18 protein-coding genes are annotated in these 25,049 nt (G+C 42.9%); 5 read left to right on the top strand and 13 right to left on the bottom strand.

The features are described 5' to 3' along the window. The 4 genes from C900_RS20370 to C900_RS20355 all read right to left on the bottom strand — a co-directional run bounded on the left by C900_RS20370 (position 1) and on the right by C900_RS20355 (position 8,368). Positions 1-1,530, bottom strand: a complete 1,530-nt coding sequence (locus C900_RS20370; RefSeq protein WP_009582082.1) for a RagB/SusD family nutrient uptake outer membrane protein — start codon at positions 1,528-1,530, stop codon at positions 1-3. Positions 1,531-1,540: 10 nt separating this feature from the next. Further along, positions 1,541-4,588, bottom strand: coding sequence for a SusC/RagA family TonB-linked outer membrane protein (locus C900_RS20365; protein WP_009582081.1), 3,048 nt, complete (start codon positions 4,586-4,588; stop codon positions 1,541-1,543). A gap of 418 nt (positions 4,589-5,006) precedes the next feature. Beyond that, positions 5,007-6,860, bottom strand: a complete 1,854-nt coding sequence (locus C900_RS20360) for a 7TM diverse intracellular signaling domain-containing protein (RefSeq protein WP_040497187.1) — start codon at positions 6,858-6,860, stop codon at positions 5,007-5,009. 140 nt (positions 6,861-7,000) lie between these two features. Then, a complete protein-coding gene (locus C900_RS20355; RefSeq protein WP_009582079.1) occupies positions 7,001-8,368 on the bottom strand; it encodes an exonuclease domain-containing protein in 1,368 nt (455 codons plus the stop codon). A 490-nt stretch (positions 8,369-8,858) separates the two neighbouring features. On the opposite strand from C900_RS20355, the gene C900_RS28740 reads away from it, so the two are divergent. Genes C900_RS28740 through C900_RS20340 form a run of 3 tightly spaced genes read left to right on the top strand, consistent with a single transcriptional unit; the run spans position 8,859 to position 9,928 of the window. Beyond that, entirely contained in the window at positions 8,859-9,338 is a 480-nt protein-coding gene (locus C900_RS28740) for a YkvA family protein (protein WP_009582078.1), read from the top strand. Between the two features lie 28 nt (positions 9,339-9,366). Then, positions 9,367-9,576 (top strand): YtxH domain-containing protein, encoded by a 210-nt coding sequence (locus C900_RS20345; protein WP_009582077.1) that lies wholly within the window; start codon positions 9,367-9,369, stop codon positions 9,574-9,576. 7 nt (positions 9,577-9,583) lie between these two features. Continuing rightward, positions 9,584-9,928, top strand: a complete 345-nt coding sequence (locus C900_RS20340) for a phage holin family protein (protein WP_009582076.1) — start codon at positions 9,584-9,586, stop codon at positions 9,926-9,928. Between the two features lie 263 nt (positions 9,929-10,191). Here the strand turns inward: C900_RS20340 and C900_RS20335 are convergent, their stop codons facing one another. The 3 genes from C900_RS20335 to C900_RS20325 form a co-directional block, all read right to left on the bottom strand. Further along, entirely contained in the window at positions 10,192-11,160 is a 969-nt protein-coding gene (locus tag C900_RS20335) for a lytic transglycosylase domain-containing protein (protein WP_009582075.1), read from the bottom strand. A gap of 329 nt (positions 11,161-11,489) precedes the next feature. Beyond that, positions 11,490-12,209: an LOG family protein gene (locus tag C900_RS20330; RefSeq protein ID WP_040497191.1), complete on the bottom strand. Its 720-nt coding sequence runs from the start codon at positions 12,207-12,209 to the stop codon at positions 11,490-11,492. 197 nt (positions 12,210-12,406) lie between these two features. Further along, positions 12,407-13,318 (bottom strand): TIGR01777 family oxidoreductase, encoded by a 912-nt coding sequence (locus C900_RS20325; protein WP_009582072.1) that lies wholly within the window; start codon positions 13,316-13,318, stop codon positions 12,407-12,409. Positions 13,319-13,773: 455 nt separating this feature from the next. Between C900_RS20325 and C900_RS20320 the strand changes: the two genes are divergently transcribed. Next, a complete protein-coding gene (locus C900_RS20320) occupies positions 13,774-14,676 on the top strand; it encodes a hypothetical protein (RefSeq protein ID WP_009582071.1) in 903 nt (300 codons plus the stop codon). Between the two features lie 190 nt (positions 14,677-14,866). Here C900_RS20320 and C900_RS20315 read toward each other — a convergent pair whose 3' ends face one another. The 3 genes from C900_RS20315 to C900_RS20305 all read right to left on the bottom strand — a co-directional run bounded on the left by C900_RS20315 (position 14,867) and on the right by C900_RS20305 (position 20,678). Next, positions 14,867-17,743: a TonB-dependent receptor gene (locus C900_RS20315; protein ID WP_009582070.1), complete on the bottom strand. Its 2,877-nt coding sequence runs from the start codon at positions 17,741-17,743 to the stop codon at positions 14,867-14,869. Between the two features lie 230 nt (positions 17,744-17,973). Further along, entirely contained in the window at positions 17,974-19,473 is a 1,500-nt protein-coding gene (locus tag C900_RS20310; protein WP_009582069.1) for a hypothetical protein, read from the bottom strand. Between the two features lie 212 nt (positions 19,474-19,685). Continuing rightward, complete coding sequence (locus C900_RS20305; protein WP_009582068.1) at positions 19,686-20,678, bottom strand: AAA family ATPase; 993 nt, start codon at positions 20,676-20,678, stop codon at positions 19,686-19,688. Between the two features lie 477 nt (positions 20,679-21,155). Between C900_RS20305 and C900_RS20300 the strand changes: the two genes are divergently transcribed. Continuing rightward, positions 21,156-21,842, top strand: coding sequence for a metallophosphoesterase (locus tag C900_RS20300; RefSeq protein WP_009582067.1), 687 nt, complete (start codon positions 21,156-21,158; stop codon positions 21,840-21,842). Between the two features lie 19 nt (positions 21,843-21,861). Here the strand turns inward: C900_RS20300 and C900_RS20295 are convergent, their stop codons facing one another. From C900_RS20295 to C900_RS20285, 3 genes are all read right to left on the bottom strand, one after another. Continuing rightward, complete coding sequence (locus C900_RS20295) at positions 21,862-23,025, bottom strand: SMP-30/gluconolactonase/LRE family protein (RefSeq protein ID WP_342662401.1); 1,164 nt, start codon at positions 23,023-23,025, stop codon at positions 21,862-21,864. A 421-nt stretch (positions 23,026-23,446) separates the two neighbouring features. Next, positions 23,447-23,662 (bottom strand): hypothetical protein, encoded by a 216-nt coding sequence (locus C900_RS20290; RefSeq protein WP_009582065.1) that lies wholly within the window; start codon positions 23,660-23,662, stop codon positions 23,447-23,449. Between the two features lie 303 nt (positions 23,663-23,965). Beyond that, on the bottom strand, positions 23,966-24,337 hold the full coding sequence (locus tag C900_RS20285) for a hypothetical protein (protein WP_157494098.1): 372 nt from the start codon (positions 24,335-24,337) through the stop codon (positions 23,966-23,968). Positions 24,338-25,049: the final 712 nt, after the last annotated feature.

The following is a 25,049-nucleotide window of genomic DNA, read 5'->3' as shown; positions in this document are numbered from 1 at the left end:
TTAATTTCCATCTTGAAGTTGTGGTAGAGCATCTACCTGTTCTAAAGGATAAGGAAGAAAGCGATCCTTTCCTTCCTCGTAGATTATACCATCATGATTCAATTCAGCGGTTCTGCCATGGCGCACCAAATCATAGAAGCGGATACCCCATTCCATCGCAAATTCAGCAAATTTCTCATCGAGCACATTATCAAGCGTAACTCCTGATATAGCGCCAAGTCCCGCACGCCCTCTCACTTCGTTCACGGCATCATCGGCACTCATCACAGCGCTGGAGGCTCCATTTACCAGCGCTTCTGCATGCATCAGTAAAACTTCAGCGTATCGAATCACCCTGAAGTTATTATTCTCTCCCCATTTTGTTCTTCCTGGCGTTAGTTGAACTGTCGGTAGATAGTGCTTCCCACTTAGGAAATCATAGCGCGTATGGTTTTCAAACTGATCACCATCAGGAGATGTAGTTGAAATAAAAGCTGGCAAAGGAGCATACTCCGGATCCGATTGTATCTCAGCGATACCATCTGGGGTAAATATCACACTGGTGACCAGCCGCTCTTCCTCACCACGATCCAGCATGAATTTTATGTACTTTACTGTCGGTTCCCAAAAACCCCAACCTCCGCCAGAACCTGCTACTGCTGGTGTGTAAGCTCCCGGGCCAAAAAACTCCCAGAGATAACTAGTTGAAGTACCTGAACTGGTACCAAAATCAGAATATTGAAGTTCCATCAGGCTTTCATCGCTTAGTTTTCCGGGTATTTTGAATAGTTGATAGAAATCAGGCTCCAAATGAAACAACCCTGCACCGATGATCTCACCCGTTGCATCAGCTACTTTCTGATAGTTTTTAAGCTCCAGATTGGCCATAGCTTTTACTGCATATGCTGTGTATCTGGTAACACCTCCTTGTATATCAGTACGCTGGTTGGGCCTTACAGGGGGAAGATCAGATATAGCTTCATCCATCTGGTCAGAAATGTGCTGCATAGCTTCTTCAAAGGTAGACAAAGGAGTGTCTTCGAGCTCCGCAGGTACGGAAGTGGCCGGCACCAGGATATCTCCCCACAACCGTGCTATTTGAAGCAGCTCAAAAGCACGCATTACCTTGATTTCAGCAATATACTGATCTGCTTCTGCCGCATTTGCCCCTGATTCTTTATAGAAGTTGATACTTTCCATCAGTCCGTTAAAAAGGAAAATATCGTTGTAGAGGTTCAGCCAGGTAGAATTGTACATCCAGAAATTCCGGTCGTATTTAAATTCATCGGTTTGCGTCAAAGGCTCCTGATCTCCGGCTGCATTTACATCATCACCCCTTACTGATATGGTTGGGAAAGTCTCCCATTGCAAATCGTTGAATTCACCGTAGGCCCCATATAGAAGCAAGACCATGTCCTCCGATTTAGTGTAATCGGTTTCTTCTTCAAGCTCTACATTCTGAAGAGGCTCATCGAGTACATCGCATGACATTATCACCAGCAGTGACAGCACCCATGCAAATGTGTATTTCCAGTATTTTATTCGTATCATAGTTGTATTCTTAAAGTTTTATGTTCAACCCAACTGTGTAGATCGCGGGTATCGGGTACACTTGTCTGTCGATACCATCCGCTACTTCAGGATTAAACCCGTTGTAGTCAAACACTGTGAGCAGTCGCTCAGCAGTTAGAGTTATTCTTGTTTCAGGCATTTGAGAACCTAAGATCTGGCCTTTAAAAAGGTAGGAGAGACGCACGTTCTGAACCCTGAAATATGAGCCGTTTTCGACAAAATATTCGCTCATATTCTGGTTCCATCCTTTTCTCAATCCTGCGGCGGATGGGTATTTGTTAGAGGTGCCATCTCCACGCCACAGGTTATCTGCCAGTTCTGCATCCAGGTTGGTATCGTTAGTAAAAATGATCTCTCCTCTTTTTCTGTTTAAAATGCTATTACCAGCCTGTCCCTGAAAGTGTGCAGTGAGATCGAAATTGCCATAAGAAACTGCTATATTAAATCCATAGGTAAGATCGGGCAGGTATGATCCTAAAATAACCCTGTCTTCATCATCGATCACACCATCTCCGTTTTGATCTTTGAAGTAAAAATCCCCTGGTTGCAGATTATTTTCAGCTAAAAATTCCTGTGTATAGCCACTATTGCTTATCTGTTGCTCATTTTGGAAAACACCCACCAGTTCATAACCATAAAAAGCTTCGAAAGGCTCTCCAACAATCGAAATCTGTCTGAACTCTGCCGAACCGGCATTAAGACTTTTGGCTCCCCCTAAACCTCTAACCTCATTTTCCAGAGTTGCTAAATTACCTCCAACTGAATATGCCCATTTATCTGATATCCGGTCGGACCAGTCGATGGAGAACTCAAAGCCGGTATTTCTTATTTCGCCTACACTTCTTCGCACTGGCTCTCTAAAACCGGGAAGTATTATATTTACAGCCAGATCTTTGGTATCTCTGATGAAATAATCGGCCTCGAAAGAAAGTCTGCTTGCCAGTAAATTAGCTGTAATACCTACGTTTATTTCTTCTGTTTTTTCAAAGGCCGTTATACGATCAAAAGCAGGATTCAGAAATCTGCCGGTTACAGGTGCCCCGTTGATAACAGTAAGTCTGCCTTCATCAAAAGTTGGACTACCTTCAGCAGGTCTGATACCATCATTCCCCAACTGTCCCCAGCCTCCTCTGAACTTCAGGAAATCTATAAAGCCGACATCAAAGAAAGCCTCTTCAGACAGCACCCAACCCGCACCAAAAGTGGCGAAGTTGCCGTATTTTGTTTGGAATTTATTATTCCCATCTCTCCTAAATGTGCTGTAAAGCAAGTATCGACCATCGTAATTGTACGCTAACCTGCCGAACACTGACTGGTAAAAAAGACGACTATTCAACGTGTTGCCATCAGTATCTCTGATGTCATTGATGTTTATGTTGGCTGCCCTCGAGAGGTACCAGAATTCCTCCTGGTCTCTATCAAGCCCTTGTATCTCTGTACCCCTTGCATACAATAATTCTCTGTATTCACTTCTAAAAGAATACCCTGCAACCAAGGTCAGGTTATGTGCGCCCCAGTTGTCCCTGTATGTCGCATAATTATCCCATACCTGATCAAATGACGTCACCGTTTCCCTTACCAATGCAGACTGTACATTCTCCATTCCGTCAGAATAGTTAAAATCTACATTGCGTGCCGATATGGCTTCCATGCTATAGTTGTACACTGTTTTAAAAGATAGCTTATCCTCCAAAAGGTGTACATCCAGATGGAAATTGCCGAGCACTTTACCTATGTTATTACGGTTGTCATTGTACAATAATGGAAAAAAGGGGTTTTGACGATTTCTATAGCCCAGTTGTCGCGCATTAGCCAGCCGGAAAGGCGAAGCGTTGCTATTCTGCTCATCATACACAGGCATGATGGGTACGGCAAAGTAAGCATCAAACCAGGCCGCATTTTCACCAACATACTGACGAGCCATACTAACATTTAGATTACCTCCCACGGTGAGCCATTTCTTAACATCCGTATCCAATTTAGCCCGGAATGTAAGGCGTTTAAACTCATTGCGGGTTTCATTTAGTAACCCTTGCTGATCAAAATAGCTACCGCCAATAGAGTACCTGGTGCTCTCGGAGCCCCCATTGAAAGAAAGGGAATGGTTTTGAATGGTGGAAGGGTCCATCACCTCATCGTACCAGTCGGTGTTGACATCAGGCACGTTGGGGTTTACTCTGCTTCTTCCATAGCGTTGAAAGGCATTATCCACAAATGCCAGGTCTGCAGGATCACCTACCTCATTGATGTACCTGACAAATTGCTCGGAGTTCGCCATTTTTATCACATTCTGGGGAACCTGTATCCCTACATATCCATCATAAACAATTTCCGGCTCTTGCCCATAGGCGCCAGATTTAGTCTCAATCAATACTACCCCATTGGCTGCTCTCATACCATAAATGGCAGAAGCTGATGCATCTTTTAATATGGAGATAGTAGCGATGTCGTTGGTATTCAGAAAATCGATATTGTCGAAAAACATACCATCTACTACATAAAGAGGAGCCGCATTACCTTCGAAAGATCCGATCCCTCTGACCCGAACAGTTGGCGCTGCTCCGGGCGCACCGTTGCTTACAATCTGAACACCGGCCACCTTTCCCTGCAATGCCTGCATGGCTTGTCCGGTGGGTGTTTTGGTTATCTCCTCGGTCTTCAGGGTGGTAATTGCAGTGGTCAGTTCTCTTTCTTGTAGCGTACCGTAGCCAATGACTACCACTTCATCCAAAGAAGTAATATCACTAGCCAATGATACATCGATAACACTACGCCCACTCACCGAAATGCGCTCCGTGGCGAAACCAATAAATGAAAAGACAAGAACATTTTCGTCACCATCAAGTGTAATGGAATAATTCCCATCTACATCGGTAACTGTTCCTTTGGTAGTGTTTTCCACTAACACATTCACACCGGGCAATGGCTCCCCATCATCCGAAGATGTCACCCGCCCCTGCACCACAATTTGAGCTGCTGCGTCAAATGCCATTGCGGAGGCGAAGAAAAGACACATAAACAGTAAATACTTTTTCATAAGATTTTTTTAAGGGTTTCAATGTTTTTTACGCTGGGTTAATCAAACGTGAAATAATTGTAGGATTCCATTTACATTAAAACAAACAATGAGAGCAATAGTCTTGAAAATCAGGGGGTTTTTATAGTATGAAAAGGAGCTCGTTATTGCGCTTTAAAAACAAGGATAGATGAAGATTTGAACGTTTTTGGTTGTGGGAACGATCTCATTTTGCACATCAATAGCAGAATCTGTGAAATCGTTGATGGTTAATCGTTATTTGTTAATCTGTTTGGTGTTTGATGTTTGATGTTTGGGGTTTGGGGTTTGGGGTTTACTGGTTGACGATTGATATTTTGCTTGAAGCTTGCAGTATCCGTGCTTCCGACTTCGGTCTTGTGAATGCTTGTAGCTTAATGCCAACAGCTTGCAACTCGCACTATGCTAGATGCGCAGAGAAAAGATCATTAATCAATATACTCTTGTGGTTGTTTTCCGGACCGTCATAGAGGCTTTCGATTTTCTTTTTAAAGGTCCAGATGGTGTTTCTCCTGAGATCGAGCATTTCGGATAGCTCATCTAAAGTGAAGTGGTTGTGGCGGTTGTTGGTGAGATAGAGGATGTAAAACGCCTTTTCTATTGGAAATTTTATGCGGTGAAACACGGTATTACTGGTGACAGACTCGTCATAGCCACACTTGGAGCAGCGCCTGGAAAATTTTGTATGCCCTGTGGAGTGTTTATTATTACCGCACTTGCTACACTCATACCCCCCTGCCCATTTCAATCGCTCCAAAAATCGATAACAACTGATCGGATCGGGGAAAATCTTTTCGAACTGCTCCAGGGTCAGGTTTTTATTGACCAAACGATCCTGCAAAATTTCTTTGATGTTGTTCTTCAGCTTCCAATTGTCGAGATCAAGCATAGAATTGATCTTGTTGATCTCTTTGGCCTGCTCCAACATCTTCTGGTTAGTTTCTTCCAGAAGCAAATTCTTCTCCTGCAACTGTTTTGTACGCCTCGTTACCAGATCTTCCAGCTCTTTGTTGACCTTATCTTTCAGCGTAGCATTTTCCTGGTGCTGGATGATTATCCTCTTCAACGCCCGGTCACGGTTATCCTTTAATATCCGCACCCGGTCGCTCAACGCAAATGTCAGAAACAGCATTTCCAATAAGAAGCAAATGTGAAGGCTATAGTAGGATAATATCAAAAATGGGATAACTGACAAGTTAAGTAAGGCCTTGATGAGAAATCCAAGGAACAATACTCCGTAGGCCATTACGAAAAACCTCGCTGGTTTATACCCCCTTATCCATACGTCTATACCAGCGTAAAATATCAGCGACAATGGTATGATCTCTATATTTCTCCACTCAAAAAGTCGATTATCAAACAGCAGTACATGAACATACCATGCTGACCTGAGGATCAAAACACCAACAATGATCTTATGGAGCCTGGGTGCTCGTACTCTGGTGTTAAGAAACCGCTGCCCAAAGATCATTGCCCAGAATATCAATGAAAAAAGAGCGGTGCCATGGGCGATCTGATTCCATTTTGGCCACCCGGGCCATAAAAACTGGTAGGCAATACCATCCACACACATCGCGTATACACCTACACTCAGGATATAAAAGGTATAGTACAAGTATTTAACCTCACGTATAGCAGAGAATATCAGCAGATTGTACAAACTGATAATTACGATCATGCCATAGAAGATGCCGTACAAAAAGTACTCCTTAAGAGCATAGTGTACAAACCGATCAATAGTTCTGACAGCGATCCTGATATCAGCATAGGAATGGGACTTTATTTTAAAATAGAATGTTCTCACCCCGGAAAACTCTGAACTTAGTAGTATCTCAAAGTTTTTGTGTTTGAAGGGCTTTTGGTTGAAATTATACATGTCGCCCATTACCATGCGTTTATATGTGCCATCATCCTGCGGCACATAGGCTTCTATATGATCTATAGTTTGGTCATAAAACTCCAGCAGCCACTGGTGGTCGTCCGGTTGAGGAATGTGGAGTGTCAATTTCACCCAATAAGCTGATTCCGGATTATAATCATTGGGTTTAAAACCTGGCATCAAAGAAAACAGCCTGGGCGAGCGTCTTACCTCTGCAAAAGTCGCCCTGTCGAGAGAGTCTTCGAAAACCAACAATTCGTTGATCGGAATGATCTTCTCCGCCACTTTACTGTGCAGATGTATTACCTGTGCTACCGATGGCATGCTGAGGCTAAAGAAAATTATAAAGATACCTAAAACCCTGGCCGTGAACATCCTTGTTAAAATATTAGAGATCTGAGATCTGAAACCTGAGAAAAAAAATAGTTTAATGAAGGTACACAAAATTGGCAAAAGCTAAAAGTAAGGTTAGTCGTACCAGGTGTGGTCGTAGGTACTGGTATAGCTGACCAGCTTTACTCAAAATCAATCACCTCTGCCCCGGCGCTATTCAAATAGCTTTGGATGTAGGTATCAATTTCGATAGTAGACTTGTAGCTGTCGATCACCATTTTCACCTCTTCCAGGCTGCTCATTTGTAAATCTCTGTCACAGAAGCCGAAGCCATGATAATTTCCCCTTTCCACTAACACAATGGAGAGTTCCTCCTCTGTACGGCCGGCTCCCAAAATAGCAAAAGACCGGTCCTGTTCATAGAAGCTTTCTGCTGCCTGTCGTACTCGCTCATTGTATGTTTGATGGTTTTCCTGATGATCGCATGCACCACGACACTTGCCAAGAGGCAGGTCGTAGCAGGCGCCATCAGATTTCTGGATACCTGCCAGCTTGGGACACAATTCAAAATCACGAACTTTTCCCAGCAAAAACTGCCATGCATCAGAGTGCGAATAGAAGCTCACCAACGGTTGCACACCTTTCACTTTCTTGCTTATGTTCAGCCTCGTATAGCCTTCCCTGTCTTCATAGCTATAGATCCCCCATTGGTTGGGTATGTATTTCTGAGCCCTGTTATACTTAGGCCATAACCGTTTGATCTCGTGAGATTCCAGTAGCAGGGCAATCAACTCATTGCCGGTAAGCTCATAGCTGATATGATGTATTTCATTGCGAATGTATTGATTTCTTTTGTTCTTGCTGGTGCCGGAAAAGTGGCCTGTAATCCTTTTCTTGATATCGATGGCCTTTCCCACATAAATCACCTCCCCATGTTTATCATGAAAATAATAAACTCCGGGCTGTTCTGGCAAAGCCTCATACTCCTCTTTGGGGAGATTGGGAGGCAGGGTAGTCTCCCTGGAGTTCCTTTTTAGCGCCAGTTTGATGTATTCATAATCCTTTTTAATCAGTTGATCAAAGAGAATGGCCGTAGCATGAGCATCGCCACCCGCCCTGTGCCGGTTTTTGATTTCTATCCCTAATTGTTCACACAGGTTGCCCAGGCCATACGACCGTAGTCCGGGATATAGCGCCCTGCTGAGCCGCACAGTACATAACCGCCTGGGACTAAAAGGCAACTTCAGCTTTTCAAACTCCCTTTTTAGGAAAGAGTAATCAAAATGCACATTGTGAGCGATGAACACCCTGTCACGAAGCAGCTCAAAGACCTCCCCGGCCACCTCTTCAAAGGTGGGTGCCGATTCTACCATATGTTGATTAATACCGGTAAGCCCGGTGATGTAGGACGGAATATACTGTCCCGGATTAACCAATGTTTCATATGAGTCTACTATAGCCTCTCCATCGTGCAGAAAAATGGCTATTTCCGTGATCCTGTTCTTCCCGGCAAACCCTCCCGTGGTCTCTATATCTACGATCGCATACACTCCACTAATTTACTTGTTTAGCTTGAAAATGGATATCGTGTAGGGCTAAGAATTTGAAGTTTAATAAGTGCTGGTAAGAAAACTACAATTGACTTTAAGCAAACTCAAGCTTCCCTTCGGTAGCCGCTTTGACTGAACAAGGGCTTGTGTCTACGCACCGAAGTGCTTTGGAAAACAGGTGTGAAGTCCTAAAAAAGCGGAGTCCCGTTGTCTGGGTTGGTATTTTTAGGACGAGCGTAAGGCGGACATGGCGTTTTATTAGAGACACTAATTGATGTGTAACAGCCTGCCTTTATCACATTAGGCAGGAAAAAATGAGAACGCCAGGCTGAGAACCACCTAACTGTATGTGGTGTAATTTCTACTATTTTCGCTCGAAACATCTACGGCACATAACTGTTATGATTAGCAGAAGGCAGATAAGCCAGCTCCTGCAGCAAAAAATCAGGAGCCAATTAAAAGCGGTACGATATTTTCAATAACAAGAAATATGGCAACTAACACTACTACTGATAATTCCAATGGAGCCACGAATGGCAGGTCGACAGGATCGGCTGTTGGTGCTGTGCTGGAATCCAAAGCATTTGCTATAGCTATGAAAGTAGCTGAGAAACTGGCCTACAGCAAAAGTAAAATTTTCAGGCTCCTGGAGCATGCTTTTGAAAAGCTCAAAGAAGAAAGCAATAGAAAGCGGCTGCGACAAGACTTCCAGGAGAAGACTCAAATCCTTATGCGGCTGCTTAGAGCGTATTACAATGGTGAGTATCGAAAAATACCCACAACGGCCATCATACGTATAGCAGGGGGACTGCTCTATTTCGTTTGGGTGCTCGATTTTATACCTGACTTCATACCCCTGCTGGGTCTGGCTGACGACCTGGCTGTAATTGTATGGGTGTATAATGGAATTAACGATGAGCTTGAAGATTATGAAAACTGGGAATCGGCAACGGCCATTACTATTGATTGATAAATACTAACTAAAAATAATTTCAATTATGAACGATAATGCAAAATTTCTCGCAGGACTAGCCACCGGATTAGGGGTGGGTACTATTTTAGGATTGCTAATAGCTCCGGATAAGGGGAGTGTAACTTATAAAAAAATAGAAGGGGCGGTGAAAGATGCCGCCAACGACCTGATGGAGTTTAGCAATGAGGCATTGAAATCTGCCAAAAACGAATCTCAGGCAGTTAAAAACAATTGAAGAAAATATGTCAATTCTGACAAGTTTAATTCGTAAACCTATCAACTACGTAGAACATAGGATAGCCGATGCCAAGGAGCATATCCGCGAAGAGATTGCCGAGAAGGTATCTCAGGTGATCGTCTATGCCGCGTTGGGTATCCTGATGTTCTTCTTTACACTATTTGTCAGCATTGGTCTGGCCGTGCTATTCAACGTATGGCTGGAAACAGCGGTATGGGGTTATTTCATTGTAGGAGGCATTTATCTGCTATTGTTTGGCATTCTCTTTCTGATCAGAAAAAAGGACTACCTGGCCCGAAAAGCTCGCCAGTATGCCGATTATTTTGTAAAAGGTATCTACAGGGCGTAGAAGCCGGAGCAGAGCCCGGAGATAGACTTAACATTCTGCGGGTCAACCTGTATTTTGGGATTTTGATCCCTTCTCCTATGCATATCAGAAAACATCGAAAAAACCTCTTTAAGGAAGAGTGAAGAATCTTAATAAGTTCAAGAGTACTATTCACAACTTAGGAAAATCCTTCTCCCGAAAGCTTTAAAGCATTCGGGATAGGATGACCGCCTATTGGCGGGTCACTTCAACCATTTCCTCAATGAGAACTTATTTTTTCAATTTTACGGTGCCATTGGAATGGCGATCTTGTAGGTCTTGTTTCTCTTCACATCCAGGTGGTCATCTCTCAGCCAGGGGTTGTGTCTCTTCAATAGTTTATAATTGATCCCCTGCGCCTTAGCAAATGACACCAGATCTTTGATATCCCTATCCACCTCAACATATCTCAACTCTTCAGGCTCATAAAGGTGTCTTTTATCTATATTAAAACCGTATCTTTTCGGGTGCTCAATAATTTCTTTGATAGCCAGAATTCTGAATACATATCTTGAGGTCTCTTCATTAAGCATCAGGTCATAGTAGGAATCCACCTTTTGGTTGTCGAGAGCTCTTTGCAAGCCACCCATGCCCCGGTTGTACGAAGCCGCAGCGTTGGTCCAGTTACCAAATTTAGCGTGAGCTTTCTTCAGGTACTTACAAGCTGCTTCGGTCGCTTTCAACGGATCATACCTTTCATCCACCTCTTTGGTGATCTCCAATCCATTTTCCTCACCGGCCGATTCCAATATTTGCCAAAAACCCACGGCATTAGCCGGAGAAACAGCATTTACAAATCCCCCTTCAATAGCGGTCAAGTACTTAAAATCATCGGGCACCCCATGTTTTGACAGTATTTCCTCAATTTGCGGTAGCCATTGATGCGCCCTTTTGATCAAAAAGATAGTACTACTGTGCCAGTAGGTATTGATGTGCAACTCACGGTCCAGCCTTTCCCTAACATCAGGAATTTCCAGAGGTACACGCTCTCCTGCAAAATAAAGTTCGTTTGGCAGCTCCAGGGAGACTGCATTCAGATATCCCGCGTATTCACCAGCAGGTGGATTATCCACTTTGTAAAAAGCATATTGCTCTTCTTGAGCAGGCTGATGTATCTCCCGTTGAGCTTTTTGCGAACGGTCATTATCAAATTTTATATAGGCACAAATTACAACAAAAGATAGTAGTGACAGGGCGTGGGGAAAATACTTCATAGGTCGAAAAAATTTAAAGAGGTTCAGATCCAGTAATCAATCTCTCACAAAAATAGTTCCATATGCTCCGGTTAGCGGAAACAAAATATTTCATAAGTTCTAATTTCCCAAAAATGGAAACGAAAGCAATAGTGGGAGCTTTTGGTGTTTGAAGCAAAGTGCCTGACAATGCATGAGATATATACATCCGCCCCGTCTCAACTCAACAGCATGAGAGGAGAGCGGCATGTATGGCTCTTTCACCAGCTACCCGACTTCCTCTCACATCTCACGTCTCATATCTCACGTCTCATATCTCACGTCTCATATCTCATATCTCATATCTAACATTAGAAGTTCGGAGACAACAGGTATTTAGAGTAGAAGTCATCTATTGCTTCCACAGCTTCCGCCTCAGTTTCCACCACTTTGAAAAGTTTCAGGTCTTCTTCATGCACATTGTTGCACGCCTGCAGCATTGTAGTTTTGATCCAATCAATAAGACCACCCCAGTATTCTTTGCCCACCAGAACGATGGGGAATTTCCCAATTTTCTTGGTTTGAATAAGTGTAAGCGCTTCAAAAAGTTCGTCAAGGGTACCAAAACCACCGGGCATCACAATAAACCCTTGAGAATATTTCACAAACATCACCTTGCGCACGAAGAAATAATCAAACGTGATAAGCTTATCAGCATCTATAAAATCATTGCCCTTTTGCTCAAAAGGAAGTATGATATTTAATCCTACGGATTTTCCTCCCTCCGACTTAGCTCCCTTGTTGGCTGCCTCCATTATACCCGGTCCACCGCCAGAGATTACCCCATAGCCATGTCGCACAAGCTTAGCAGCAATTTCTTCTGCCATTTTATAATACTTATGCTCAGGGGGGGTCCGAGCTGATCCGAATATGGTAACACATGGACCTATTTTGGCAAGTTTTTCAAATCCTTCTACAAACTCCGACATTACTTTAAATATCACCCACGAGTCGTAGCTTTTGATCTCATTCCAATCTTTTTCCTCAAAAGCCTGTACTATCTTCTTCTCCTCTTCCGTCAGATCATTCATATTCTTTATATTATCAAGCTTTGTCTTTTTCTCTTCCATACTTTTATTTTCTTTATTTGCTTTACCCATTTACTGCCCTTATCCTTTCTGCCGGGTATATTAGAAACAACGAAACCACAGTTATTCCGTGGTTTTTTTCAAGCAGCCGATAAACTTAAAAAATATCAGTTGAGTAAAAAATAGTTTCGCATCATTATTTATGCAAAAAGATCGCTAAGGGCCTCTTTTAATCCGGGGTATTTGAATTCAAAACCCTCGGTCATGATCTTTTCCGGTGAGGCCCTCACACCACCAAGTACCATGGAAGCCATTTCTCCGAGTGCCAGCTTAAGTGCAAAAGCAGGTACTTTGGGTAAAAAAACCGGTTTACCCAGTGCTTTCCCTATCTCTTTGGTAAGCTGTTTATTAGTAACAGGATAAGGAGTAACAGCGTTGTAAGCTCCTGAAATATTTTCATTCTCAATCGCATATATAAACATTCTGCAAAGGTCATCAATATGCACCCAGCTCACATACTGATCACCGGATCCAAGGGGTGCTCCCAAACCGTACTTTATGGGCATTTTCATTTTATCCAAGGCACCTCCATCCCTACTTAATACCATCCCTATTCGCATTTTGACCACTCTTATGTCCAGATCAGCAATAAGATCCGCCTCTGCTTCCCATGCTTTGGTAACTGTTGCCAGAAAATCATCGCCAAAGCGGCTGGCCTCTTTCTTAACCACGCCTCCGGTATCATAGCCATAGTAGTTGATCCCCGAAGCGGAAACCACCACTTTCACCTGGTTGGGGATATCCCGCAATGTGTCCTTTAGTAAGGCCGTAGAACGCGTTCTGCTGGCCATAATCAATTTCTTTCGGTCCTGGTTCCACCGTTTATCAGCCACACCTGCACCGGCCAAATTGATTATGCCCGTTACACCCGCAATGGCGCTGGTATCCATTGTTTGCTTTTTTACATCCCACTCAAACGCTTCCACATTATTCACCTTACCCGGTGAGCGGCTTAAATACCTGACTTCATAATTTTTTTCCAGAAGAAGCTCGGTGAGCCGGGAACCTATGAGGCCTGTGCCTCCGGTAATTAATACTCGTTTTGGTGGCATTTCAGGAATTTGTGATGAGAAAATGAGCTCAGTAACATTATCAAAACGTACAGAAAAAAAAATAGTTACCTTTTGTTGCCGGGAGCTAACAATTAACCAAAATTTGCTCATTCCCAAGGTACGCCGCTTTTTGGGACTTCGCAAGCCCTTGCTCTGCCGAAGCGGCTGCACAAAGGCGAGCTTGACATTGACGTTTTCCTAAAGCCACTAATTTAACTTAACAATATACACACTAAAAATATCTCATTTCGTAGTTCATATTAGCGTTCCTCTACTCAATGCTCACGACTCAGTACTCATGACTTTTTTGTCAACTGCTTTTGCCGACTATTAAAGCTTTCGGAACAGGACCGAGCGTTTTACATCCAACTAACATTAACTTAACGTTAGCAATCTTGTTAATATGGAGCGTTTATATTATCTTAATGTTAAGAGATTGTTAAGAAAGGAAGATCATGAAGAAGCGGGGTATTATTTTTTTGATTATTTCAACACTTTTTAATTCGGTAGTACTTCATGCCCAAAACATCACTGTTGCCAAATTGCAATATCATTCTGCTTTCGAACAAGAGGTAATTCAAAGCTACCTGGAGGATCAATCAGTAGATATGCTTACGTTGCAACTAATCACTGATAAGGCCGTTGTTAAAGAAGAAATAGACAAATACAGAGAGGTTTTTAACGAGTTCATTGCTGTACTCGCTAAGAAAAAGGGGAAATATGACAATGATCAGCGCTTTCTATCACATCTGTTTTACAAAACACATCAGAAGTTCCTAAAAAAATATAATTCCTTTTCAACACTCCGTTCCGTCTTTACTAATGGAGAGTACGACTGTCTTTCCGCATCTGCATTATATGCCTTGATGCTGGACGCCCTGGACATAGGCTATCTGGTAGTAGAAACTAACTACCACATCTATCTGCAGATCGACATCGAAGACAGGGTGGTGTTATTCGAATCTACCGATCCGCTCAATGGGTTTATCAACGACTCTAAAGAAATTGAAAAACGGCTGAGTGAATATGATGCCGGTAACTACAGGTTGACTGCCAGCAATAAAAACACCTATGAGTATGTGTCCAAGATCAACAACGAAGTAGGCCTGAGCCATATTGTCGGGTTGCATTATTACAATGCGGCTGTAGCAGCCTATAATGAACAGCTATTAAAAGAAGCGGTAGACAACCTGGAAAAAACTATTCTCTTTTATAATTCGGAAAGGGTAATTGAATTTGGAGCTGTGATAGCCCGGGCCTTATTGGCCGATGCCATGAATATTGAAGATAAAAAAGAGCAACTGGCAAGGGTAAATAATATTCTGAAGTTGCAACCAGCTTTGGTTTCTGGTTATTGAATTCACACCAAAGTAAGACCAACGGTTAACAATAGCCATGGCAGATATCTCCCTTTTAAGGGGCTGTCTAAAAAGTCCTCCTCTGACATCATTCTGAGTTTGTTTAAGAAATCCCACTTGGAATTCCAAATCCACTTTTTGAATGACAAAGGGCTTTTTAGACAGCCTGATGTATTTCTACCCGTTCTTTTTAAAAGTTGTATCCCAGGCTTACACTAAAGCTTGTCCCCGGGGCAATTCTGTCAAACAATTGGTCTTTGGCACCGAATGACTGAAATACCGACTCTTTCTTGTCCCCTAAAATATTACTCACTTTTACACCTATCCTCATTTTCTCTTCAGCCCCGACTATCTTATTGGCGTTAAAATTCAAGCTATGGAAAGGAACGCTGTAAACATCCGGCTTATCAGCTATCCCTACAAACTGTAGGGTTTCACCCTGCACATTGTAGTAGAGGCCTGCTTCAATGCCATTCGAAATACCTGCATATGACAGTCCGGCATTAATTATATAAGGGGCCTGCCCTGCCATGCTCCTGACATTATTGATGGTCTCTCCTTCGCGAGCATTTCTTACCCTGGAATTATACTCGGTAGCCGTCATGTCAATCTTTGATTCGGTAAAGGTAACATTACCCGTTACAGACAGGTTTTCGAGTTTGGGAGTCAGCAAAGCCAGACTTTGTCTCACTTCTACCTCTATACCCATTACCTGACCATCGCCCACATTCCTTGCCTGGAAGTTATTAGGGGCCTGAACATATTGTACGATCTCTATAGGGCGGTCAAATGCTTTATAAAATGCACTTAACGAAATCATTTGGCCTCTTTTCTGAAACACCTCCCACCTGAGGTCGAAGTTATCGATCCTTGTGGCGGTTAGGTTTCCGTCCCATATAACTTCTCCGGAGGAATTCACATCCTGGAAAAAGCCTCCTATAAAAGTCCTTCCCGTTAAAGGATCAAGGATCTCTGCGTATGAAGCTTCTTTAAATGATGGTCTGGCAATAGTTCTTGAATAAGAGAAACGCAGATTTTGCTTTTCACTAAGAGCGTAGATCAAATTCAGCGAGGGGAAAAGATCAAGATCATCCAACACCTCTTCACGATCAACCGCCAGCCCTTGTTGGTTTTGACCTGTATAGTGCTGCGTATAGCTTTCGGCTCTTATGCCTAAAATTGCTTTAAATCTTTTCAGTGGACTAAACTCGTTGGATACGTATACCGATGAGTTGATCATATCAGCATCATATTTATTGGTATTGTTGGGCATGAACAGAGGCTCATATCTTGTTCCTCGTGTACCACTATCATTACTTGGCCACAGGTTTTCTTCAACAAATATTTCATTGGGGTCTCCACTTAACGCTATTCCCTGTGGTATGATCTGGAAATTCTGGATCTCATAATTTCTTTGTTTGTAGGTATATCCTCCACCAAATATCACCTTGGCTGATTCACCTTTAAATTTATATTTCTTTGAAATATCTAATTTCCCGGCCAGATTGTCTTCCTCCAAAAATCTCCAGATACGCTCCGGGTAACCAGATTCAGTGCCGATGGAAACATTACTGCCATCCACTCTGAATCGGGTGTACCTGATATCAGGGTCCTCAATACGTGATCTGGTAGGAGATATTTTCCATTCTACCTCCCAGCTTGCATCACGGTTGTAGTGAACACCATTGACCAATACATTGGTAAGTGAGCGCTCACTATATTCGAGGTTGTGCTGGATGGCGTCAAACACCGCGCCAAGGTCGGTATTTCTATAGTCGAATATTCCTGCCTTCGATTCTCCGTTTTGGGAGTGCAGCACGTTCAGCTTATACTTGGCCCTCTCTCTTTTAAGTGCAAGCCCGGCAATACCACTCAACGAAACACTGTTAACGCCAAAATCACCTTTCTGATATTCTCTGGAATCCAACTCAAGGATCTCAGGATCATTTTTTCCAAATCGGCCATATTCTGCTCCTTCGTAATACTCAGTATCGTTTCGGTAGACCAGAGCAAAGTTGTATCCATAAGTATTTTTGGATTTGGTGATCTGATTTCCCAGGTTCACCCCTAATCCAAAATTCATTAAACTCCTATCTCTCATAGCGGCCAGGGTAGGGTTAAAGCCCTGCAAAATATTCATATAACGCTGACCAGCTTCACTGTTAGGTCTGCCGACAACATCCGTATACAAGGGGATATCCTGACTTCTACCGGTCGGTATATCACGAGTGCCATCGTCAAAGCCAAGGAAATCCGTAGACCCGCCTTTATAGGTTAGATAGTTGCTGTTGAAATGCATATTCGGATTATATCCGAGGCTGGCAGAGACACTAAAGGTTTTTTCTTCCGGGAAATCTTTAGTGTCTATATTCACTATACCACCGGTAAAATCGGCAGGCAGATCTGCTGTAAAAGACTTAAGTACAATAATATCATCGATCAGGTTGGTGGGAAACAGATCCATCTGAATGGTGTTCCGGTCAGGGTCGAGGCCCGGAATATCTACTCCGTTCAGCGTTGATTTTGTGTACCTGTCACCTAAACCCCGTACATATACATATTTACCGCCTTCAATGGAAACGCCAGGTACACGCTTCACCGCTTCACCAGCATCAGAATCTCCAATTTTCCTGAAATTAGCAGACGATATGCCATCCAAAAGATTGGCTGATTTCCTCTTCACGGTCAGTAGCGCCTCTTCTGTAGTTTTTATGGCTTCTGCTGTGATCACGACCTCTGCCAGCTCCTCTACATCTTCCTTGAGGCGGATGTTGTTAATAACGGAAACCTCGCCATCAATGACTTTTACTCCTTCAATGGATAATTTTTGGTAGGAGATAAAAGAAACCTGTAAGGTGTAGGTACCCGGCTCAGTAGCTATTTCAAACTTACCGTCAAAATCAGTAGCTGCTCCGGTGGTAGTACCATTCAGTATTACTGTTACACCAATTAACGGCTCACCGGAAGTATTGTCAATAACGGATCCTCGTATGATTCCCTTTTGAGCATGACTTGCTAAAGACAGGCTGAGCAGAAATCCTAATGTTAGTAGTTTTGCTTTACGCATAGTAAATCTGTTAAATAAATTTCTGCAAAATTCAGCTTAATCTCGTCAAAATCAGTTACTACAAGTTTATATGAATGTTAAATGATTGTTATTATCGTAATCAAACGATAATAAAAAAAGCCGTCCTAAAAGTCTTCTGCTTGCGTCACTCTGAACTTGATTAAATCAAGTTTTGTAATAACGACCAGACTTTTGAGACGGCTTTTTTTTCGAATTAGAGCTGTGTTTTCCTAAAAATCAGCCAATTCGCCTGCTGCATGTGCCCAACTCCAGCCACTAAACTTAGATACATCGGCACCTACTGTATTGGCTCCTGAAGCTACGCTGGAAGCATGAGCATCCGTACCATTTTTGAATACATCTGTTAATGTAACCCCACCAAGTAAAGTGACCTCAAGATTGCTAAATACCAGGTCATCATTTGCGAAATTATCAGTGGTTTTGGTTCCACTGAGTGACAGGTCACCTCTACCATCACCTGCAGGATCAGGGAAATTGAAGAAGTAGATGCTTTGAAAAGTACCCCTTGCTCCATCTCTGAAATCTCCTAATTCGGCAACTGAACTTCCCTTAACAGATCCATTTTTAAGAGTATGCGCACCCAGGAATGTTCCTTCTGGTCCGTCAATTTCGAGTGCGTGATCAGTATCTGCACCAGCGATAATCACAAAGTTATCCATTGTACCTGACCATGCCTGATCTGTGTCCAGCGCATCGTCTCCGGAATTCCATACCAGCGCATTAGTTACGTTCACTGTTCCTCCGAACCACTCGATCCCGTCATCCTGATTAGCAACTACCTCTATATATTCAACTACGGTACCTGAACCAACTCCGCCCAACGTCAACCCGTTGATCTCGTTACCTTCTCCGATATTTGATCCACCATGTCTGATAGACACATAACGGATCACCCCGGAATTATCTTCAGGATCATTGCCACCATAAAGGCCATTGATATCACTGGCTGGAATACCTTCTATCTGGAAGGTTTCCTCATTAGTAGAAACAGAAATGGGAGCCTTTCCAAGAACTATTAAGCCTCCCCATAGACCGTCAACATCAGGGTCAAGGTTAGGGCTCGCTATCATACCAGGTTCAATCTCGTCTGCCACGGACGTAAAGATAATCGGTGCTTCTGCCGTTCCTTCTGCCATAAGCTTTCCGCCTCTTGCTATAACCAGGGCCGTAGCGTTTGATCCTGAGCCAGCCTGCCCTTTAATAATTGTACCGGCCTCAATAGTAAGTGTAGCGCCATCTTCTACAGCTATCCTTCCTGCTAAAATATAAACGATATTGCTCGTCCAGGTTACATCACTTGTGATATTCTCGGTGATCATAATTTCAGAGGGTGCTTCACCAACACTCAAAACAAAGTTAAATGAACCGGTGTCTCCATCAGTATCGGTTGCTGTAAAGTTGAACGCCACGTTTTTGTCTGCATCTGCTTCCTCAGCAGTATAGCTAAATTCGTATGTGGCAGTTTTTTCACCACTGTAAGTTTCTGCATCAAAAGCAGCCCCGCCTTTTGTAACGGCCAAAGCAGCAAGTCCATCTTCTGCTTTTAAGGTAACGGTAGCCGTATACGTTCCTAAATTGTCAATTTCTGCCGTTGCTGGTACTCCAGAAATAGTAACACCATTGTCTACAGCAGGATCATCATCGTCACCACAAGAAGAGAGGTAAAACATCACTCCAAATGCGGCTAATAGTGATAAAATTTTTTTCATTGTAAATAAGATTTGAGTTTTAATTAGATTCCTCAGTTAAAATTTGCCTCAAAGGTGGGGTTTTAGTATTAACGCACGCAGATGTGTGCATTAACTCTCTGTTAAAGAATCAGGGGTGTACTTTAAGCCAATATTAAGAAAGCCCGCCACCTGAAAGATGACGGGCTTTGAATATTCCCTAATAAAAAGAAAGCCGTTTATTTCCGCTTTAACTATTTGTTAATAGCCACTTTATTCAAGATTGACTGTACGATCTTGTGGGTGCTTACGTTGTCGGCTTCGGCTTCATAATTGAGAATGATACGGTGATTAAGAACATCGTCCGCTATTTCTTTGATATCCTCCGGCAACACATAGTCTCTGCCTTCGAAGTAGGCCATAGCCTTAGCCGCCAGGTTGAGGTTAATGGATGCTCTTGGCGAAACACCGAACTGGATGTATTCTGCCTCTTCATTTAAACCGTAAGCCCGAGGATCTCTGGTGGCATACACCAGCTCAATAATATATCTCTCCAAAGACTCGGAAATGGAGGTTTGATTGATCTCATCGCGAATAGCAAAGATGTCTTCCTTGGTCAGCACAGGATTCACTTTGTAATCAAAATTCATGTTGGAGATCCTGCGCATTACCTCAAGTTCCTGGTCTTTGGTGGGGTAATCTACATGCACCTTCATCATAAACCTGTCTACCTGTGCTTCAGGAAGTGGATAAGTTCCCTCCTGGTCTACCGGGTTTTGAGTGGCCAGTACAAGAAACGGCCTGTCTAACAAAAAGGTGGTTTCACCGATAGTCACCTGTTTTTCCTGCATTGCTTCCAGCAGCGCTGACTGTACCTTGGCCGGTGATCGGTTGATCTCATCGGCCAGCACGATGTTGGCAAAAATAGGACCCTTTTTCACCTCAAACTTGGCCTGCTTTTGGTTGTAGATCATGGTACCTATCAGGTCAGCAGGTAAAAGATCGGGGGTAAACTGTATCCTTTGGAAGTCCAGGTGTAGCACCTGCGCCAGGGTGCTTACGGTAAGGGTTTTTGCAATACCCGGCACACCTTCCAATAGTATATGGCTTTGTGTAAATAAACCAATCAGCAGCCGGTTTACCATTGCCTCCTGGCCTACGACTACCTTGCCTACTTCAGTAAATACTTGTTTTATCTTTTCCTGATGTTCTCTTTTTTTGTCAATTGTCGTTGCTGATTCTTCCATTCCTGAGATTGGTTATATTCTTCGTTCAGTTTATTTCTTCAAAATGACCCGTCTCCAAAGCATTTCTGCTTAATAATTATTGTCTTGCGGGCCCCAATTCTGTAAGTATCAACTACAAAACTATAGCAATAATATATAATTCAACTGAAAAATTTTATAAAGGGTTACGCTTACTCAATAATCGGCAGATATCTAACATCTAATTACCTTGTACTGTTAAATTGGTATTAATGTCGTACCTTAAGTATAAAGGGGCTCTGATCGATGTAGTAGCACATATATCTAATTAGTGTCTCTAAGAAAACACCCATGTCAGGGCTATGCTTGTCTCAAAAATGCTCATCCCCCAAGGGATTCCGCTTTTTAGAACTTTGCAAAGCCTGTGCTCGGCCAAAGCGGTTTTCGCCAAGGCGAGCTTGACCTTGACGTTTTCTTAAAGTCACTTAGAGTTTCTTACAAACACTAATAAGTATTTTCATGAGGCAATTTGTTATTGGAGACATCCATGGTGCCTGTAAAGCGCTGATCCAATGCCTGGAGCGATCAGGTTTTGATTATGAGCACGACCAACTGATCTGCCTCGGAGATGTGTGTGACGGATGGCCGGAGACCAATCAGGCTATCGAGGAGTTGTTAAAGATCCAAAACCTGGTATTCATACTTGGCAATCATGACCTGTGGGCGCTGGAATGGGCAACCGGTGGTGAGGCAAAGAATATCTGGCTATCGCAGGGCGGAGACGCTACAATCAGGAGCTATCCTGATGGCATGCCCGACAGCCATATAAGATTATTAAAAGAGGCCCACTATTATTTTGACGACCGTAAAAGGCTCTTTGTACACGCTGGCATAGACCCGGAGGTGCCCATAGAGATACAATCTGCGGATATTTTCTTGTGGGACCGCTCCCTGTTCAGAAGGGCAATTGCTAACATGCATGAAAAAAGGGAGTGCTGCATTACCGGCTACAATGAGGTGTACATCGGCCATACGCCTATTCACCACTATCAAATGACACCTATGAAGTGTTGTGAAATATGGCTAATGGATACAGGGGCTGGCTGGGAAGGTGTGTTGTCTATGATGGATATTAATACCAAAGAAGTATTCATCAGCGATATTGTGATGGATATGTATCCCAAGGGCAGCGGGAGGGTAAAATAGCTGCGTTGTGAACTGTCTCCTATTCTTTAAAAAAATTAGTTTTAACACCTCTCACTCCGGGAATAGCTGCGAATACCGCACCGGCCATCGCATATTTTGCCAGCTCTTCCTCATTCATACCTATGCTGGCGGTGGTAATGAACAAAGTGTCAAGATTAACACCTCCAAAAGCACATGAAGTGACATTTTTAGCTGGCACGGAGATCCTGGAAAGCAACTTGCCTGTATCGGGATCATAGCGTACCACACCGGACCCGCCCCAAAGGGCTATCCACAGCTTTCCTTCACTGTCGATAGTCATACCATCGGGAAAGGCTCCTTCGTCTTTTATCTTTACTACTACTCTGCCATTTGAAATACCCCCTGACGCATCATCATAATCAAAGGCCTGGACTGTCTGCGTGGGTGTATCTACATAATACATGGTAGACCTGTCTGCCGACCAGCAAAGGCCGTTGGAAATACTTATACTATCAAGTACCTGCGTTACCTTTTGAATACCCCTAAAGCAATAGAGCGCTGCCTTATGCGGTTTACTGTCCAATGCCATGGACCCTACCCAGAGGCGGCCGGCCGGATCGCATTTACCGTCATTAAAACGTGTGGTTGAAGGATCGTAAGGCGCTGCTGCCAGCAGTTTCACCTCTTTTGTTTCCAGGTTCAGAGAATAGATCCCATCCTGAAGCGCTATTACTACGTGCCCCTCTTTTGAAGAGGGAACAACTGTACCTACGCGCTGCCCTACAGGTATCATCCTCATCTCCTCCAGCAATGGGTTAAAGGTGAATACCTTCCCATCTTCTATATCAACCCAATAGAATTCACGTGTTTCTTGATTCCATATTGCACCTTCGCCAAGCCTGGCTATAGTGTCTATGTATAAAAATGCAGTTTCCTGCACAACCTCCCTTTCCTTCATTGCTTCTTTTTGCTTTGTCTGGCAGCATAAGAGCGCGAGTAGAGCTATGGTGAATAAAATGCGCATCATCAGTTTTCCTGCCCCTCTCCGTATTGAACACTTACCACCCTGCTCATTTATTATGAACTCGAATTCTTCCGCCTCAACTATCTTTTCCCCCGGGGCATTAATAGAGGCCAGGTCTTCAGGGGCAATTACAAAAGACACCTGCTTTTCTTCCCCGGCGTCCAACTCTATTTTGTCAAACTTCTTCTCTTTTTCTATTTGAGCGTAATCGAGACATAAAGATCCCCTGGAATAAAAGCTCAGCGGCTACTTTTCCTGCCCCTTGCCTGTATTTTTAACAGTAATGGACAGATATAGTTTTTCACTAGTATGATGATTGCTAAATTGGTTTATTAAATTTTTGTAGCTGCTTTTCTGTAGAAAAAGAATCTAATCGGTTCTACTATATCGAACTCACGTTAAATAAAGGGTTAAAACGTAGGTGTAGGAATAATAATTAACCCGCAGAGAGGAAAGAAAGATAGAAAAAGCAGACGATCCATAATAGCAGAAGGCAGAGCATATAAAGAACAAATTCGAAATTATTTAACCACAGAGGAAGCTGAGAGGAGGGCAAGTACCGCAGAGAAAAACTCTGCCCTTTTATTACTCACTTTCCTCTGTGATTAAAACCATTTGATTACATTCTGGAGATCAAATCCAATGTTTTTCTGATCCTCAATTGATAAATATGTTGTTCCAACTGCTCGATCTTTCTCAGATAGGAACCTTTTGAAACATCATCAAGGTTTTGGCCTCGCTTTTGAAAAACACGGTTCAGAAACTCCAACTGACACAGTTTGGCTTCGATCTGAAGATCAACCGGCAGTTCTGATTTCAATAAATGCGATTCCATATATTTAGATATTTAACTCATAACTAGTGAAAAATTTAGTCGTACCCAGCCTTTTAGTTCTTGTGATTCGCGCTCACTTAAATGAATCAGTGCCTTTTTGTATTCCTTCCAAAACAGTTTAGGGTGAAAGCTGACTTTACTCAGAATTAACTTATAGTACTCTAACATTGAAGTTTTCATAGCTGTAATTTTTAATTTTAAAAAAATAGCTCATATCAATTCGAAAAACAGTCGCTAAATAGCTGATGAAACTGATAAGACATCCACACTAACGTTCTGTAGATGATTTTTCAAAAAATGGAGTTAGGCCTTTGGAGGAGGAGGAATGATATCCCGGATAAATTCGGTAATATCATCATCTTTTTGAATAGAAAAAATGGAGGTGCGTAAAACAGGTCGGGCCAATTGCTTTCCGTAATAATCATGCCCATAAAACCAATCAAAAAAATTCACTTTAGTGATAGAATTATCTCCTTCAGGGGTACCGCTTTCAGGAATCGCCTGATCAATATCCAATCCCATCTCCAACACAAGCTCTATCAAACTCTCTATCTCGTTGGAATCATTAAAACCAGGCTCATAGCCCTGGTGGCGAGGATCAACACTCAGATTAGCAAAAACTACGGCAAAGGCGAAAATTGTAAATTTGAAAATTAAATTTTTTAGCCTTCTCATAATTCCCCTGTTCATATTTTCTGTCACCTATAATAACGAATTTTTGAATACCTTGTTATAGAAATTTCGATTTTTTAGTACAGGGGTGAGGGAAGGTAGAAGTCGGAAGTCGGAAGTCGGAAGATGGAAGTCCGAAGATGGAAGAATCGCTATAAAAATCACCTGCCGGTCTCTCCGATCCCGATCGATGCATCCGGATTCCGGCCCTTGAGAAAAAGGTGTTAGAAGAAATGGTCTGCATATTGAGCTATGAAACTCCAAAGAGCCCGGATTTTTTCTTCGCCATGTTATTGATTACTGCCGCTAAGAAAACTCACAATTTATCATCATTGTAACGAAGTGCGGCAATCCCCTCTTCCTTGGTGTGTATTAAGAGGGGATCGCTTCGATTCCTCCCCGTGGCAAGCCCCATAGCCGTTAACTTAAGCATCCCTGCTGGGCTGCAATATTGGTAGTCCAGTGTGAAACCCCGGGAAAGGATTAAATTTTTAATGCTCCATATTCAGGCTTTGGAAGAGGTGAAGGCTATCTTGGCGCATCTATGGTTGCTTGAGTAAAAGCTTCGATCCTACTGCTAACAGCGTGTGCCAAGAAAGCCTGTGTTTCATGGCTAAGTCTTCCTATGGCACATTCTACTTCCTCTTTAAACCCGGGGCTTCACCCCGGGCCTTTAGTTTGGCTATTTTCTACAGTAAAAAACAGCAGCCTGAAC

The organism is Fulvivirga imtechensis AK7 (genome assembly GCF_000331535.1).
Lineage (GTDB): Bacteria > Bacteroidota > Bacteroidia > Cytophagales > Cyclobacteriaceae > Fulvivirga > Fulvivirga imtechensis.
Note: the sequence above shows the minus strand (reverse complement) of the source record. Positions and strands in the feature narration are given on the sequence as shown.

Excerpts from the sequence above, each read along its gene's own strand:
- C900_RS20370 (WP_009582082.1), bottom strand. The coding sequence starts at position 1,530 with ATGATACGAATAAAATACTGGAAATACACATTTGCATGGGTGCTGTCA.
- C900_RS20365 (WP_009582081.1), bottom strand. The coding sequence starts at position 4,588 with ATGAAAAAGTATTTACTGTTTATGTGTCTTTTCTTCGCCTCCGCAATG.
- C900_RS20360 (WP_040497187.1), bottom strand. The coding sequence starts at position 6,860 with ATGTTCACGGCCAGGGTTTTAGGTATCTTTATAATTTTCTTTAGCCTC.
- C900_RS28740 (WP_009582078.1), top strand. The coding sequence starts at position 8,859 with ATGGCAACTAACACTACTACTGATAATTCCAATGGAGCCACGAATGGC.
- C900_RS20345 (WP_009582077.1), top strand. The coding sequence starts at position 9,367 with ATGAACGATAATGCAAAATTTCTCGCAGGACTAGCCACCGGATTAGGG.
- C900_RS20340 (WP_009582076.1), top strand. The coding sequence starts at position 9,584 with ATGTCAATTCTGACAAGTTTAATTCGTAAACCTATCAACTACGTAGAA.
- C900_RS20335 (WP_009582075.1), bottom strand. The coding sequence starts at position 11,160 with ATGAAGTATTTTCCCCACGCCCTGTCACTACTATCTTTTGTTGTAATT.
- C900_RS20330 (WP_040497191.1), bottom strand. The coding sequence starts at position 12,209 with ATGAATGATCTGACGGAAGAGGAGAAGAAGATAGTACAGGCTTTTGAG.
- C900_RS20325 (WP_009582072.1), bottom strand. The coding sequence starts at position 13,318 with ATGCCACCAAAACGAGTATTAATTACCGGAGGCACAGGCCTCATAGGT.
- C900_RS20320 (WP_009582071.1), top strand. The coding sequence starts at position 13,774 with ATGAAGAAGCGGGGTATTATTTTTTTGATTATTTCAACACTTTTTAAT.
- C900_RS20315 (WP_009582070.1), bottom strand. The coding sequence starts at position 17,743 with ATGCGTAAAGCAAAACTACTAACATTAGGATTTCTGCTCAGCCTGTCT.
- C900_RS20310 (WP_009582069.1), bottom strand. The coding sequence starts at position 19,473 with ATGAAAAAAATTTTATCACTATTAGCCGCATTTGGAGTGATGTTTTAC.
- C900_RS20305 (WP_009582068.1), bottom strand. The coding sequence starts at position 20,678 with ATGGAAGAATCAGCAACGACAATTGACAAAAAAAGAGAACATCAGGAA.
- C900_RS20300 (WP_009582067.1), top strand. The coding sequence starts at position 21,156 with ATGAGGCAATTTGTTATTGGAGACATCCATGGTGCCTGTAAAGCGCTG.
- C900_RS20290 (WP_009582065.1), bottom strand. The coding sequence starts at position 23,662 with ATGGAATCGCATTTATTGAAATCAGAACTGCCGGTTGATCTTCAGATC.
- C900_RS20285 (WP_157494098.1), bottom strand. The coding sequence starts at position 24,337 with ATGAGAAGGCTAAAAAATTTAATTTTCAAATTTACAATTTTCGCCTTT.